This window comes from Paenibacillus sp. MDMC362, from assembly GCF_003269305.1.
Classification (GTDB): domain Bacteria; phylum Bacillota; class Bacilli; order Paenibacillales; family Paenibacillaceae; genus Paenibacillus_AQ.
Map to the genome: position 1 here is coordinate 29,117 of NZ_QLYT01000061.1, position 13,705 is coordinate 42,821.

The following is a 13,705-nucleotide window of genomic DNA, read 5'->3' on the forward strand; positions in this document are numbered from 1 at the left end:
ATCTTAAATTCCATCGATCGTCAATACATATTGTATCAATTATTAAAAATTTAGAAAAAAATGTATCCTTATCTTTCCGATATCATGGTTATCCAAGGTCCTGTAGTCTCATCATAATTTGGTTGATTTTGGTTTGACAAAGAGTAACAATTTATATAGAATTTTTGTAGTGGATACATTTTGTATCATGCTGTGCATAGAATAGATGCATCTATCCCGAAAGAGGAGATGACGGGATGAAAGAAGTAATGATGTATTGCGTCAGTTGCTGTCGAATGCTTCCTATTTCACAAAGCCACAGCTTGTATAAAACCGGATTCTATAAGCATAATGTTCCGGCGGGAGTCTGCAAGGCGTGTCAATCGGCTTTGTTGGTGCATCGCGAGTAGACGGCTCCATTAACAGCAATATAGGGGTCATGCATTCAACAATTTTGTCCTTTGCTCTAGTATTGTATAATTGTGGAGATTGCATGATACAAGGGCAAAGGAGAATAGATTACATGAAGCAGGAACCGCTGGTAAGACTGCTCGGGGTTACGAAGAAAATCTCGTCCAAGGTTTTGGTGGATAATGTGACTTTAGATATTCCGTCTGGACAAATCTTCGGATTTCTTGGACCGAACGGGGCTGGCAAGACAACGACCATTCGGATGATGGTCGGGCTGATGTCCATCACTCAAGGGGATATTACCATCGGGGGTTACAGCATACGGAACAATTATGAGCAGGCAGCCGCCCAGATTGGTGCGATCGTCGAGAACCCGGAGATGTATAAATTTTTGTCAGGTTATAACAACCTGAAGCATTTTGCGCGCATGATTCAGGGCATTACCAAGGAACGTATCGATGAGGTAGTGGAACTCGTAGGGCTCGGGAATCGGATTCATGAGAAAGTGCAGACCTATTCGCTGGGGATGCGCCAACGGCTCGGCGTGGCGCAGGCACTGCTGCACCGGCCGAAGCTTCTGATCCTGGACGAGCCTACGAATGGCTTGGACCCGCAGGGCATTCGGGAGCTGCGAGATTATTTGCGCAGATTGACGCAGGAGGAAGAGACGACCGTATTCGTCTCCAGTCATTTGCTGTCCGAGATGGAGCTGATGTGTGATACCGTTGGCATTATACGTCACGGCAAGCTGATTGATATCCGGCAGCTGCGGACGGCTGAAGGAGAGCGCGTGTTTGAAGAGACGGCATTTACCGTCAATGACGCGGAAGCAGCGGCGGCGCTGCTCCAACAATTTCAAGCGTCAGCCCGCGATCATCGAATCATTGTACGCGGTGACGAGAATATGATTGCGGATATCAACGCGACATTGGTCGGGGCCGGCATACGCGTCTATGCCATACAGCCTCTGACCCGGTCGCTTGAGGATCAATTCCTGGAAATGACGGGAGGGGGATTCGTTGTTGAATAACTTTACCCGCCTTGTAGCCAATGAGAATATGAAAATTTACTATCGCGTACGGACATGGGTCATGCTGGCGATTCTTCTCTTGTTTAACGTGGCTATGCCAACCATGCTGTACTTTACGGATGCGCCGATGGATGTCTGGACCGTATTCACATGGACGGAGAGTTTCACCATCTACCTGAGCACGATCTTCACGGTGATCATCGCGGCGGATATCGTGGCAGGTGAGTTTGCCGGAGGGACCATCAAATTGCTGCTGATTCGGCCGTGGAGCCGAGGGAAGATTCTGTTGTCCAAATTCACCGCTCTGATTCTATTCGGTCTCCTCTGTGCAGGAATCACGGCTGTGGTGGGGATCGCCATGTCGCTGCTGTTATTCTCCGGAAATACCGGATTGTCGGGCGGATTCGAGCGATCTTCGATGAACCATTCGCTGCTTCTCCTGCTGACCGATACGATCCAGGCGCTGGTCATCTCGCTGATTGCATTTACGCTATCTACAGTGTTTCGTTCAGGCGGTTTGGCGATTGGATTATCGCTGCTGGTTCTGTTCACCAAGGATATTTTCGGTTTCATCTTTAATCCGGAGCGGTTTGCATGGGCGAAGTACTTACTCTTTCTCCACACCGACCTGAGCGGCTACATTCAGTCACCGGTTGGACCTGGGGGTGTGGGGCTCGGTTTCTCCATCACGATTCTGGTTGTTTATAGCTTGTTGTTCATGCTCATCTCTTGGTTGGCCTTTACGAGGAGAGACGTTGCAGCTTAATTTATGAATAAGAAAAGAGCTCCTTCTGCCCGTGTGAACCTGGGTGGGAAGGGGCTCTTTGATTAGTCTGCTGAAAGAACTAGCCGCTCTATATAAAACTGCCGGGTTCGAGGTGTCGTCCATATGCTTAGGTTAACCTGCTTCCGAACGCTGAAGCGGCAGTGTGGTGTCCGTTAACTCGGCTGCATCTTGATTGGAGGTTGGATAGTCCATCCGGCTTGCTCCATTCAGGAGTCCGCCTTCCATAACGATCAGGGAAGCGGCGTAAACATCTCCGTACATTTGTCCCGTAGGCGTAATGGTCAGTTTGTTTTCTGCCGTTACATCGCCGTACACCTTGCCGGCCACGATGACTTCCCGAGCGGAGATATTGGAGCGGGCAATGGCTTCTTCGCCGATGGTGACACAGCCTTGGCTTTCGATGGAGCCGTTGAAGCGGCCGTCAATCCGCAGGTTATCCTCGCATTGCAGCACGCCCTCCACTTCGCTTCCCGGCCCAATCAGCGTATCCGTTCGCTCTGAAGCCCGCTTGTTCTTGTTTTTCTTTTTCATATTATATTCCTCCTCATCAAGAATGAATGTGGTTACTGCAGATAAGGCAACGGATCAATCGTCTGGTTGTTTTTGACGACCTGAAAATGAAGATGAGGGCCTGTGCTTCGCCCGGAAGACCCCAGCTTGCCGATGGTATCGCCTTGATCGACATGATCGCCTACCGACACGTCCAGACTGTCCAGATGCATGTACCAGGTCTCCAGCCCATTCGGATGTTTGACGACGATATAAAGCCCTCGCGCTCCGCTGCGTTCCGCTGCCGTCACCTCACCGGCACCTGCGGCATAAATCGGATCGCCGGTTCTACCTGCAATATCGATGCCGGCATGATAGGCCGAACGCCCGGTAAAAGGATCGCTCCGATAACCGAAATTCGAGGTCAGCCGCTTGGAGGTCGTCGGCCATAGAGAGGGTGTGCCTTCACGTTTCTCTTGAGTTTCCTGAGCTTGATCCAGCGTACGCGGAATATGCTGCTCCATGCGGGAAATCAACTGCTGAATCTCCTCGAAATCATCCTGAGTCTCCTGCGCGAGACTTAACATTTCATTCTCATGAACGGCAATGAACTCCCCTCCTACATGCTGCTTATCATCAGCTGTGATGGAGGAGGTTTGTCCTGTCAAGCTGCCGTGCTTCTGAATAAACTGCTGGAGCTCCTGCTCCAGCTGCTGAACGCGCTCCATCTGGACCTTCGTTTGCTCTGCTTCGCCCGAAAGCTGAATGATGGCTTTGTTTAGACGTTCTATGGCTTCTTCCTTGTCGGTCACCGTCACTTCCATCTTTAAGGCTTCCAGGTTTTTGAGCATCAGCTGCTGCTCCAGCCCCGAGATCGTCTGGGCCGACTGGATCTGCAGGGAAACGATCAGTCCGGCGATGGACAAAACAGCGGCCGCGGGCACCGCTATCATTAGAGGCTTGGACAGATGGATCTGTTTGACTGAATGCTGGGCATCCCGAAGCACCAGCAAGGTTAAGCGTTGTTTACGGTGTGTGGTTTTCATGGCATCTCCCTTCCATACATCGTTTATGGATCATGGTACCCGCTAGACTTGGCCAGCTCCTTATCTAGTATGTATTCTATTCTTTCGAAGAACATGTCAAAAATTATTAGATAAGAGAATTTATTCAGTATGGTGCGCCATTGGGTAATTGAATAAATACATATGGAATTGGTCAATGATGTAGTGTAGTTATTCGATTCTAAATACGACTATTATTCATGGTGAGGAGGCTGCCGGTATGATGTGGCTTCTGGTTGCACTTATTACTTTTATTTTGCAGATGGTTGCAGTGCTGTTGCTGGAGTTTCGGAATCCGTCCAAGGCCGTGGCCTGGCTGTTTATTTTATTTTGCCTCCCATTGATCGGGTTTGTACTCTATTTCTTTGTGGCCAGGGACTATCAGAAACGGTTGAAGATTCGCAAGCGGGGCTCCAGACTGTTTCAGGAGCTAAGGGGGCACTTGTGGGATCGGGCAGCCGTTGTTCGGAACAAAGAAGGCATGAACAATCCGGAATTTCATCATAATGACCGTTTGTTCAATCTGCTCAATCACTTATCGGAGAGCCCGATTACAGGCTGTAATCAGAGCCGCGTGTTGGCGGATGGAGAAGAGACTTACGATGCCATGCTGCGTGCCATGGAACAGGCTAAAGATCACATCCATGTGGAGTTCTATATCTTTCGTCATGACCGGATCGGCACGAAGTTTCAGGAGGTCATGATCCGAAAGGCGCAAGAAGGCGTCAAGGTACGCCTGGTTTGTGACGGGCTTGGCAGTTATAAACTCAAGAAAACGTTCATTCGACGGTTCAAGGAATCGGGAGTGGAGTTCTATTTCTTCCTGCCCGCCATGGTTTCGATGTTCAGCCGCAGAATCAATTACCGCAATCACCGTAAAATCGTCGTGGTGGACGGCATAATCGGTTTTCTTGGCGGGATTAACGTCGGGGACGACTATCTGGGCGAATATCCGAAAATGGGCTACTGGCGCGATACGCATCTGGAGGTAAGGGGAGATGCGGTCTACTTCCTGCAAAACGTTTTTTTGCACGATTGGAAGCTTGCATCCGGAGAGCGTATTGCGGATTTCGGGCTGTTCCCGGAGCATCAATGCACCGGGGATGAGCAAGTGCAAATATTGAGCAGCGGACCGGATCTGAACTGGAATGCCATTCAGGAGATGTGCTTTGGGGCGATATCCGTAGCCAAAGAACGGATATGGATCACCACGCCTTATTTCATTCCGGATGAAGGAATATATGAGGCGCTGAAGACGGCGGCGGTGAGCGGTGTGGATGTAAGGATCATTATTCCGGATCGTGCGGATTCCCGTTTTGTGAAAATGGCGAGCTTGTCTTATGTGGAAGAGCTGCTGGCAGCGGGAGTTACCTTCTACGAGTATGAAAAAGGATTCATCCATGCCAAGGTGCTCATTGTGGACGAGCTTCTCGGCTCGGTCGGTACGGCCAATATGGATATGCGGAGTTTTTTCTGTAATTTCGAGCTGACCGCCGTGCTGTTTGATCAGCTGCCCATAGAGCGGTTGGTCGCGGATTTTAAGGAGGATCTCAAACAGAGCAGGCTTATGGATCCGGAAGTGTTTCGTCAGCGCGGAAGATGGCAGAAAGCTGCCGAAATATTATGCAGGATGCTGTCTCCCATGCTTTAGCTTTAACATCTACATGATATGTAAGAATGAAGGGCAAGCAAGCGAAATTCAGGAAGAAGCCTGAAAGTTCTATGTCCAGCATTTGTTTATATGATAGAATATTTATAAGGGTTTCACTTATAAATATAAATTAGCTTATTTTTCATAAGTTGAACGGGGGAGATTTATGTCAAGTGATGTGAAGATTCTTGCACAAGTGAAAGCGGAGCAGCAGAAGCCGGAGAATCCCAAGGCAGGCTCAACCACCTTGAAGCTTCTCCGTCGTCTGGTGTTCTTAACTTTCGGTGCTGTACTAATGGCAGTAGGGCTGGAGATCTTTCTGGTGCCCAACAAAATTATTGACGGAGGCATTACCGGGATATCCATTATGGTTTCCCATATCACGGATTTTCCGCTGGGTATATTCCTGACCTTATTCAACCTTCCATTTTTGTTCATGGGATATAAACAGATCGGGAAAACTTTTGCATTATCCACGCTGTTCGCTGTAGTGGTCATGTCCATTGGAACTTATTTTCTGCATCCCGTTGATCCGATTACCATCGATCCGCTGCTAGCGGCCGTGTTTGGCGGCGTACTGCTCGGGATCGGGGTAGGTCTTGTAATCCGGTCCGGCGGCTCCTTGGACGGCACGGAAATCGTGGCCATTCTGATCAACAAGAAGACACCGTTCTCTGTCGGTGAAATCGTGATGTTCATTAACGTATTTATTCTGGGCAGCGCTGGATTTATTTTCGGTTGGGATCATGCCATGTACTCGCTGATTGCATACTACCTGGCATTTAAGCTGATTGACATAACAATCGAAGGCATCGATCAATCCAAATCGGTATGGATTATCAGTGATAAGCATAAGGAGATCGGTGATGCGTTAACCCAACGTTTGGGACGCGGCGTAACCTATCTGGATGGAGAGGGTGCATATTCCGGGGACAGCAAGAAGGTTATCTTTGTTGTCATCACCCGTTTGGAAGAAGCGAAGCTCAAATCCATCGTGGAAGATTGGGATTCCCAGGCTTTTGTCGCCATCGGTAACATCCATGATGTGAAGGGCGGCCGCTTCAAGAAGAAGGCCATACATTAATCAAAGTGCTATGTTCCACCTGCGTTGAGAGTTAACACGGGTGGAGCATTTTTTTGTTTAAGGGGTGTCTGAGCGCAAGTGAAGCATCTTCTTCTCCCGCCCATAATGGCGAATGATTCTTGTCATTGCCTGCACAGCCGCGGATTGACCGACAGCCTGGTTCACGGTTCCGGTGAAATAGAGTCCTGATTCGGGGTGATGGAAGGCAAATGCGCCGGATTGACCCCAGTGACCGATGAGTCCCCGTCCCAGGCTGAATGGAGATAGCGGCTGTCTTGAAATGCCGGTGCCATAAAAAAAGGGGCCCGGTGCCCAGAGAAAATTCCATTGTCTCTGGAGTTCATCCAGATCCCCTATTGGAAACAGTTCCCCGTTAAAAAAGGAGCGCAGGAACATCATCGTTTCCCTTGCCGTTGAGACGATGCCGCCTTCCGCTCCGATTGACGCCATGTACAGAGGAAGGTCCAAACGCTTTTTCTTGTAATAGAAAGGAACGGGGCTTGTATCCTCGGGATCATGAAAAAAGTACGTCTGTGTCAGATTCAGCCTGTCGAAAATGTACTCCTTGAATACGTTCTGAATGGGTTCGCCCTTGATATTCTCGATCATTCGGCCAAGCAGCCGGTAATTGGTGTCGGAATACTGGGCTTTATTTCTCTGGTCAGGTTTGAATTTAGGCTTTTGCCGTCTGGCCGCATTCAATGTTTTGTCCAGACTCCAAGCCTGATCATGCCCGGCGATGAGGTCGGAGAAGACCTTTCCAGAAAAATAGTCCGGGATGCCTGAATTATTGGACATTAACTGTTTGACGGTGATTTTTTCAGAGTAATCCTTGTTCTCCATCCTATGCAGTCCCGTCAAGATCTCTTCGGGGAGGTACTTGCCGATAGGATCATAGAGTCCAATCCGCTGCTCCGCTCGTAATTTCAAGATTACGGCTGTCACGTACAATTTGGTCACGCTGGCAATGAAATAGCGGTCTTCCGTCTTCATTGCCCCGCCGCTGCTGACAAGGGATAGTGATTGCTCCTGGTCCTCGACGCACAGAACCGTGCTAAACACATTCTTTTTATTCGCGATCCGCTCCAACCATTCATCCAGAAGAGACTGCTCCAGGGCTCTTCCCATTCTCCGTATACCTCCTATAAGTTCAACCATGTGTGCATCGTGCACACTGCTCCCGTGCGTACGATGCGTGGTTCGGGGCATGCTTGGATGGCTGGTCGTGAAGCGTGCAGGAGGTTGGTTTGTAAATCCAGTAAAAACCACTTATAATAGGAACATATGTTTGTTAAAATATAAAATACAACAATACAGGATTAGAGGGGAGGAAGAGGAATGGCTCGTACGCAATATGAACGCATAACCACCAAACAGACTTTAAACAGAGTGAAGGAAGAGAGGATGCCCTTCGATTGGTCCATCAATCCGTACCGCGGATGCGGGCATGGCTGCAGTTTTTGTTATGCTCGCGCTTTCCAGTCCTTTATCGGCATGGGAGCGGAGGATGAGTTTCAGCATCATATCTTTATGAAGTCGAATGCAGCGGAAGCGCTGGAGAAGCAGTTATCGAGTGCGGCGAGGAAGTTTGATCATGATATTGAAGCGATGCGGAGATCGATTGGACAGGTTACGATCGGTACGGCAACCGACCCGTATCAGCCGATCGAGAGCAAGGAGGGCATTACGAGGGAGTGCCTGAAGCTGCTAGCTAAATACCGCATCTCCACGAGCATTACAACGCGCTCTCCGCTCGTGCTCAGGGATTTGGACATATTGACACAGATGGAGAATGTATCCGTCAACATGAGTCTCAACACGCTGAATGGGGACATCATTCGGAAGCTGGAGCCGGCATCGCCTCATCCGGAGGGCAGGCTCGATACGATCCACCGATTATCGGCTGCAGGCATAAGAACGGGTTTGTTTGTGGCGCCTGTGCTGCCCTTTTTAACGGATAAGGAATCGGAACTGAGGGAGCTCTTGTTGCAGGCGAAGGTAAGAGGCGTTTCCTTTGCCATGATCTCGCTGCTCAGACTCTCGCGCGATGTGAAGAAATGGTATATCGAAACACTGAAACACCAGTTTCCTGAAGTGGTTCAGCCTTACCGTGAGTTATATGCGCAGGGCGCATATGCCGAAGAGCATTACGTACGTTCCTTCAAGTCGATGGCAGCCAGGCTGCAGAACGAATGTGAACTGAATGGGCTGACCACGGAGGCATCTGCTGCTGGCGTGAGCCAGTCAGGGACGATCGGAAGCGGGACTTCTCAAGTGGAAGGGGCGCAGGTGGAAGGCGCTCGCGATCAACTTCGTTCAGTCCAAAATTTGGTTGCTCCTGCACAGCCAAGGAAGCTGCCGCAACCGGCTGCACCGGTCTCCGGGGACGAGCTTATGCCGGATGTTGAGCAGCTATCCTTTCCTTTTTGACACTGCCTTTCCTTGTGGCTTCAGATGTCGGATGACGTTCTCTATCGGTTGAGGAGGCAGGGTCTGCAGCAGGTCCCCCTTCTCTCTTAGCCGTTCCTCGATGTTCAGCAGATGAAACTCCGTGGGAGAAACGTCCTGACGGACCTCGTCCCAAGTGAGCGGTGTAGAGACGGTTCCCAGCCGCCGGGCCCGCGGGGTGTATGGAGCGGCAAGTGTTCTTCCGCTGTAATGCTGAAGATAATCGAAGTAGATTCTATCGCCGCGATTCTTCTTCAGCCGTTCAATGGTGAACAGCTTGGGGAATTTCTCGGTTACATATTGTCCCACGAATTGGCCGACCGTTCGAAGTTCATCGAACGTAATGCCTTCCTGAATGGGAACGATGATCTGGACCCCGGTAGCACCTGATGTTTTCGGGACGGAGGACAGGCCCAACGAGGACAGTACGTCCCCTACAATGGCCGTCGCCTCCATGATGCGGGGTTCCTCCGGCAGCGTTGGATCCAGATCAATCATCCATTCGCAGGGCAGATTGCTGCCTGCGAGATGCAGTGAAGGGTGAAACTCAAGCGCAGCCAGGTTCCCCAGCCAGAGCAGCTCCGGCAGTCCGTTGAGCAGCACGTAGTTAATATTTTCGTGCAGATAGGTCTGAACAAAAGGAGGCAGCGGCTCCGGCGCATTTTTCTGATAAAAGGATTCGCCTTCGACTCCGTGCGGATACCGAATGGTCGTGAGCAGCCTGCCCCGGCAGTACCGGAGCAGGAAGGGGGAGATGGCTGCAAGCTTTTGCAGATACATCGCTTTGGTAATGCCGACTTCCGGCCAAAGCGGTTTGTCTGGATTCGTAATTTGAATCTCCTGTCCCTCAATCGTCAGGGTGCCTTTGACGGTACGAGCCATATGATTTACACCCCCTCTATCGATACGAGCTTGGGATGGCGCATCATGCCATCCTGACTCCACTCGAGAAATGTGACCTGAACTGAAAGCGGCTGACTAAGCCAGGCCAGCTGTTCCTTCTTCAGGTCGGTATGGAGCGTACTCCATATCGCGTCAGCACGATGCATTTCGGCATATTGCAGAAGTCTTTTCTTTGTCTGCTCATTAAGCCCCAGGGAGGCACGGCCGATGTAATTGCCATCGTCATCGGCAATGACAAGGCTGGCCACACGGCCTTCCCTGATGATCATGGCGACGGCGGTGGCTGCCATGTTCACGGCAATCTTTTTCTTGTACCAATCCCGGTGTTTCTTGCCTTCACGATAAGGAGAGGAAAGGCGCTTCATTACAATTCCCTCCCAACCCCGTGCTTCGGCCCAATTCCATAAATGCTCGCCTTCAAGAAACAGATCCGCGGTCAGCAAGCCCGGCGTGTCGGAAACGATCTCCTTCAGGCGGTGGTGACGTTCAAGATAGGGCAGCTTACGCAAGTCTTGGTCGCCGTCCACCAGAACATCGAAGAGAACATAAGTAAACAGAGGAGCGTTCGTGCTGATCGCACGCGAACGCTCCCGCTGAAGAACCTTCTGAAACACGGGACGACCCAGCTCCGGATGAAAATAGACAACCTCACCATCCAAAAGAAGTCGCCGTTCATGCATGCCGGATAATGCCTGAACGACTTCGGGATACAGCGACGTTTTATCGAGCAGCTTGCGGGAATATAGCGATACGCGGTTTTGGTCAAGTCCGGCGAGAATGCGCACGCCGTCCCATTTCAGCTGATAACCCCAATCCTCGCCCGTCGTGATCTGGTCCGTCGAGATCGGTGCCATCGGCTCTTTGGGCAGCAGATTTTGCATTTGTCCCATACGGATCAGGAAGTGGAGTCGGATTTCTTGGATTTGGTTGTTCGGCGCTTCGGCTTCGGTGCGTCAAGGTCGCCTTCTCCGCCGCTGACTTTGGCAGCAGGTTCTTTGGCTGCCGTCTTCCGGGTCGTTTTACGCGGCTTTGGTTTGGTGCCCGGATCCGTTCCGATCGGCTTTACAGCTTCGATGCTTGCCTGGAGGGCAGCCATCAGATCGACCACGTTGGTCTCCTGGCGAGCAGGGGCAATTTTGATTTCTTCACCGGATACTTTGCTGTTGATCAGATCCAGCAGACGTTCGCGATAATCATCCGTATATTTCTCAGGATCAAAGGGAGTCGACAGCTGCTCAATCAGCAATTTGGCCATATCGAGTTCCTTGGAGTTGACCTCGGTTCTTTCAGGCAAATTCGGGACCTGGGCGATTGGCCGAATCTCATCCGGGTAGAAAATCGTCTCGATCGACAAGCATTCATCAAGCACCCGGATCGCGGCCAGACTGCTCTTCGAGCGAATGGCGATTTTGGCGATGCCGATTTTGCCGGACTGCTTCATCGCTTCCAGGAGGAGCCGGTATGCGTTTGCGCCTGCTTGATCCGGCGAGAGGTAATACGTCTTTTGAAAATAAATCGGGTCAATTTCGGTCAGATCCACAAAGTCCAGAATCGTGATGTTTTTGCTGTTCTGTTCCGCCAACTGCTCCAGTTCCTCTTTTTCGAACAGTACGAATTTCCCCTTCTCATACTCGTATCCCTTCGTAATTTCCTCCCAGCCCACTTCTTCTTCACATACCGGGCATTTGCGGATGTAAGAAAGCGGGCTGCCGCACTCCTTGTGAATATACCGCATCGAAATATCCTTATCTTCCGTGGCCGAGAACATCTTGACAGGCACGTGCACCAGACCAAAGCTGATCGCGCCTTTCCATACCGTATGCATTCTATGAAACCTCCTATCGAATTCTAATATGTTGGGTATGACCGTGTAGTAAACGTAATAAACGACTACTATGACTTTTTTTGTACTACCTCTATCAGTGCGTGTTCAAAAAGGTCGGTTTTCAGCACCGAGAAGGTTGGATGAAGATAGGGACTGAGAAGCGGAGCGTACGTTTTGGGTACGTGAGCACCGGAAGGCCCGGCTGAATTCAAGATTCGATGCCGAGCTGCTTCCTGATTTGCTTCGTGATCAAAAGCGGACTTTTTGTACTACCTCTATCAGTGTGCCCAAAAAAAGACTCTAGTATGAGTTATAGCTCAGGATTGCATAATTAGAACCCGTTTGTGGCATATTGACGTTGAACGCTGCCTGTATAAGGAGGTAATTTTCGTCATGACGGAGCCTAGAGAAACCGAAACGTCGGAAGAGATACAAAAGGACAGGGCCTCGGATCATTCCGCTGCAGAATCGGTGAATGGGGACATGGTCGATTGGAACAGCCTGACCTCGAAGGAAAGCGAGATCTCTCGGGAATCTACGATGTTCGATATTGACCGGATGATCAACGAAGGCCTTGGCGGAGGTAATGTCACCCTAGATAATGGGCTGATCGGCCCTTCCACAACTGATACGATGGACATTGTGGACGAATCGCCAAGAAATAGGGAGAAGGAGGATTAACGTATGGAGATACAGCGCGCCGTAGAGATTTTTAACTCCAAGGATATTTACAAGGTCAACCTGGAAGGGGAGTCCGTGTGGATCGAGCATGTAGATCAGCAGAACGGAATGGCCACCGTCCAGGTCGGCTCCCGTTCGACCAATACCCTGACCGTGAACGTAGACCGGCTAGAAGAAGGCGAGTAGCTTATTGCAGGGCCTCTAGAATTCCGGGTAACTGTTTAATGAACCGAAAAAACACACCTTACTCGGGACGCCGTACCCCGGATAAGGTGTGTTTGTGTTGACCCTGCCGTTAGCGAATCTCTCTGAAAAATAACCGGATATCATCAGTCAGCAGATCAGGAGCTTCCAATGCGGCGAAATGGCCGCCGCGGTCGAACTCTGACCAATGGACGACATTGTACTGCTTCTCGAGCATACTGCGAATGGAGAGGTCGTTGGGGAAGACCGCCACGCCGGTGGGTACCGAGGAATATGGTGCCGGCGCTCCCCAATTGTTCGAGCTTTCTTTATAGATTCTTGCGGAGGAGCCTGCCGTTGCTGTCAGCCAGTAGATTGAGACATTTCTCGCTTTCAGCCGGATCTCCGGTTGGAAACACCGACAGACCGTTACAATGCACGCCAATGATTCGCTCAGCAGCGATCCGGCCAAGTTCCGCTGAAACCATGCTCCCGGTATCTCCCCCCTGTGCTCCATATCGTTCATAGCCCAGGCGGCGCATTAATTCATTCCACGTTTAGCGACACGCTCGATGTTCCATCCGCGTTCGGTAGTGTGCCCGGAAAAGCCGAAGCCTGGGAGGGACGGAATCACGAGATGAAAAGCATCGGACGGATCTCCACCGTACTTGCCGGGATTGGTGAGCGGTTCAATCATGCGGGTAAACTCCACAATCGATCCGGGCCAGCCATGGGTTATGATTAGAGGGAGCGCATCAGGCTCAGGGGAGCGAACATGCAGGAAGTGAATGTTTTGCCCATCGATGGTGGTCAGGAATTGTGGGAATTCATTCAACATAGCTTCATATTTACGCCAGTCATAAACTTCCTTCCAATAGGTTGATAATTTTTTCAGGTAAGACAGCGGCGTGCCATATTCCCATTGATGATCCTCCAGGTCATCAGGCCAGCGAGTGCGGGTTAAACGTTCCTTAAGGTCAAGCAGGTCCGACTCTGGAATTTGAATGCGAAATGGAAGTATGGTTTCTTCTGAATATGGGGCTGTAGTCGATACATTCGTGCGGTTCATCATAATCCTCCTCAAATCTTTTATCATCGTTATGGTCTCACTATAATGTTTGATAATTGACTACGTAGTGTCAGTGTTTGAAACGGGTTTGACGTTTCCTT

Annotated in this window: 15 protein-coding genes; 7 read left to right on the top strand and 8 right to left on the bottom strand. The window is 50.4% G+C overall.

Going from position 1 to position 13,705, the window contains the following annotated elements; all coding sequences use genetic code 11:
* The first annotated feature begins 502 nt into the window (after positions 1-502).
* Together DP091_RS26130 and DP091_RS26135 are read left to right on the top strand one after the other, a co-directional pair.
* Complete coding sequence (locus DP091_RS26130) at positions 503-1,420, top strand: ABC transporter ATP-binding protein (protein WP_113061067.1); 918 nt, start codon at positions 503-505, stop codon at positions 1,418-1,420.
* Positions 1,413-2,186 carry an ABC transporter permease gene (locus DP091_RS26135; RefSeq protein WP_258394699.1) on the top strand — a complete coding sequence of 258 codons (774 nt, stop codon included), beginning with the start codon at positions 1,413-1,415 and terminating at the stop codon, positions 2,184-2,186. Before DP091_RS26130 ends, DP091_RS26135 begins: the two co-directional genes overlap by 8 nt.
* 132 nt (positions 2,187-2,318) lie before the next feature.
* Here DP091_RS26135 and DP091_RS26140 read toward each other — a convergent pair whose 3' ends face one another.
* The gene (locus DP091_RS26140) at positions 2,319-2,738 is read right to left on the bottom strand and encodes a bactofilin family protein (RefSeq protein WP_113061069.1); all 420 of its coding nucleotides are present in this window, start codon (positions 2,736-2,738) and stop codon (positions 2,319-2,321) included.
* Between the two features lie 32 nt (positions 2,739-2,770).
* A complete protein-coding gene (locus DP091_RS26145; RefSeq protein ID WP_113061070.1) occupies positions 2,771-3,742 on the bottom strand; it encodes a M23 family metallopeptidase in 972 nt (323 codons plus the stop codon).
* Between the two features lie 238 nt (positions 3,743-3,980).
* On the opposite strand from DP091_RS26145, the gene cls reads away from it, so the two are divergent.
* Positions 3,981-5,411 (top strand): cardiolipin synthase, encoded by a 1,431-nt coding sequence (gene cls / locus DP091_RS26150; RefSeq protein WP_113061071.1) that lies wholly within the window; start codon positions 3,981-3,983, stop codon positions 5,409-5,411.
* A gap of 166 nt (positions 5,412-5,577) precedes the next feature.
* Positions 5,578-6,495, top strand: coding sequence for a YitT family protein (locus DP091_RS26155; protein ID WP_113061072.1), 918 nt, complete (start codon positions 5,578-5,580; stop codon positions 6,493-6,495).
* Positions 6,496-6,552: 57 nt separating this feature from the next.
* On the opposite strand, the gene DP091_RS26160 is transcribed toward DP091_RS26155, so the two are convergent.
* Positions 6,553-7,623, bottom strand: coding sequence for a serine hydrolase domain-containing protein (locus tag DP091_RS26160; protein WP_113061073.1), 1,071 nt, complete (start codon positions 7,621-7,623; stop codon positions 6,553-6,555).
* A gap of 210 nt (positions 7,624-7,833) precedes the next feature.
* On the opposite strand from DP091_RS26160, the gene DP091_RS26165 reads away from it, so the two are divergent.
* The gene (locus tag DP091_RS26165; RefSeq protein WP_113061074.1) at positions 7,834-8,925 is read left to right on the top strand and encodes an SPL family radical SAM protein; all 1,092 of its coding nucleotides are present in this window, start codon (positions 7,834-7,836) and stop codon (positions 8,923-8,925) included.
* On the opposite strand, the gene ligD is transcribed toward DP091_RS26165, so the two are convergent.
* From ligD to ku, 3 genes are read right to left on the bottom strand one after another with little or no spacing between them, the layout of a single operon-like run.
* Positions 8,908-9,825 (bottom strand): non-homologous end-joining DNA ligase, encoded by a 918-nt coding sequence (gene ligD / locus DP091_RS26170; protein ID WP_113061075.1) that lies wholly within the window; start codon positions 9,823-9,825, stop codon positions 8,908-8,910. The genes DP091_RS26165 and ligD overlap by 18 nt on opposite strands.
* Positions 9,826-9,830: 5 nt before the next feature.
* Positions 9,831-10,727 (bottom strand): ATP-dependent DNA ligase, encoded by an 897-nt coding sequence (locus DP091_RS26175; RefSeq protein ID WP_258394700.1) that lies wholly within the window; start codon positions 10,725-10,727, stop codon positions 9,831-9,833.
* A 14-nt stretch (positions 10,728-10,741) separates the two neighbouring features.
* The gene (ku, locus tag DP091_RS26180; protein ID WP_113061077.1) at positions 10,742-11,671 is read right to left on the bottom strand and encodes a non-homologous end joining protein Ku; all 930 of its coding nucleotides are present in this window, start codon (positions 11,669-11,671) and stop codon (positions 10,742-10,744) included.
* 393 nt (positions 11,672-12,064) lie between these two features.
* On the opposite strand from ku, the gene DP091_RS26185 reads away from it, so the two are divergent.
* Together DP091_RS26185 and DP091_RS26190 are read left to right on the top strand one after the other, a co-directional pair.
* Positions 12,065-12,352, top strand: a complete 288-nt coding sequence (locus DP091_RS26185) for a hypothetical protein (protein ID WP_113061078.1) — start codon at positions 12,065-12,067, stop codon at positions 12,350-12,352.
* Between the two features lie 3 nt (positions 12,353-12,355).
* Entirely contained in the window at positions 12,356-12,538 is a 183-nt protein-coding gene (locus DP091_RS26190; RefSeq protein WP_113061079.1) for an H-type small acid-soluble spore protein, read from the top strand.
* Positions 12,539-12,647: 109 nt separating this feature from the next.
* Here DP091_RS26190 and DP091_RS32110 read toward each other — a convergent pair whose 3' ends face one another.
* Positions 12,648-13,052 carry a hypothetical protein gene (locus DP091_RS32110; RefSeq protein WP_258394701.1) on the bottom strand — a complete coding sequence of 135 codons (405 nt, stop codon included), beginning with the start codon at positions 13,050-13,052 and terminating at the stop codon, positions 12,648-12,650.
* A gap of 24 nt (positions 13,053-13,076) precedes the next feature.
* Positions 13,077-13,604, bottom strand: a complete 528-nt coding sequence (locus tag DP091_RS32115) for an epoxide hydrolase family protein (RefSeq protein WP_258394702.1) — start codon at positions 13,602-13,604, stop codon at positions 13,077-13,079.
* Positions 13,605-13,705: the final 101 nt, after the last annotated feature.

Excerpts from the sequence above, each read along its gene's own strand:
- DP091_RS26155 (WP_113061072.1), top strand. The coding sequence starts at position 5,578 with ATGTCAAGTGATGTGAAGATTCTTGCACAAGTGAAAGCGGAGCAGCAG.
- DP091_RS26130 (WP_113061067.1), top strand. The coding sequence starts at position 503 with ATGAAGCAGGAACCGCTGGTAAGACTGCTCGGGGTTACGAAGAAAATC.
- ku (WP_113061077.1), bottom strand. The coding sequence starts at position 11,671 with ATGCATACGGTATGGAAAGGCGCGATCAGCTTTGGTCTGGTGCACGTG.
- cls (WP_113061071.1), top strand. The coding sequence starts at position 3,981 with ATGATGTGGCTTCTGGTTGCACTTATTACTTTTATTTTGCAGATGGTT.
- DP091_RS32110 (WP_258394701.1), bottom strand. The coding sequence starts at position 13,052 with ATGGAGCACAGGGGGGAGATACCGGGAGCATGGTTTCAGCGGAACTTG.
- DP091_RS26185 (WP_113061078.1), top strand. The coding sequence starts at position 12,065 with ATGACGGAGCCTAGAGAAACCGAAACGTCGGAAGAGATACAAAAGGAC.
- DP091_RS26160 (WP_113061073.1), bottom strand. The coding sequence starts at position 7,623 with ATGGGAAGAGCCCTGGAGCAGTCTCTTCTGGATGAATGGTTGGAGCGG.
- DP091_RS26145 (WP_113061070.1), bottom strand. The coding sequence starts at position 3,742 with ATGAAAACCACACACCGTAAACAACGCTTAACCTTGCTGGTGCTTCGG.
- DP091_RS26175 (WP_258394700.1), bottom strand. The coding sequence starts at position 10,727 with ATGCAAAATCTGCTGCCCAAAGAGCCGATGGCACCGATCTCGACGGAC.
- ligD (WP_113061075.1), bottom strand. The coding sequence starts at position 9,825 with ATGGCTCGTACCGTCAAAGGCACCCTGACGATTGAGGGACAGGAGATT.
- DP091_RS26190 (WP_113061079.1), top strand. The coding sequence starts at position 12,356 with ATGGAGATACAGCGCGCCGTAGAGATTTTTAACTCCAAGGATATTTAC.
- DP091_RS26140 (WP_113061069.1), bottom strand. The coding sequence starts at position 2,738 with ATGAAAAAGAAAAACAAGAACAAGCGGGCTTCAGAGCGAACGGATACG.
- DP091_RS26165 (WP_113061074.1), top strand. The coding sequence starts at position 7,834 with ATGGCTCGTACGCAATATGAACGCATAACCACCAAACAGACTTTAAAC.
- DP091_RS32115 (WP_258394702.1), bottom strand. The coding sequence starts at position 13,604 with ATGAACCGCACGAATGTATCGACTACAGCCCCATATTCAGAAGAAACC.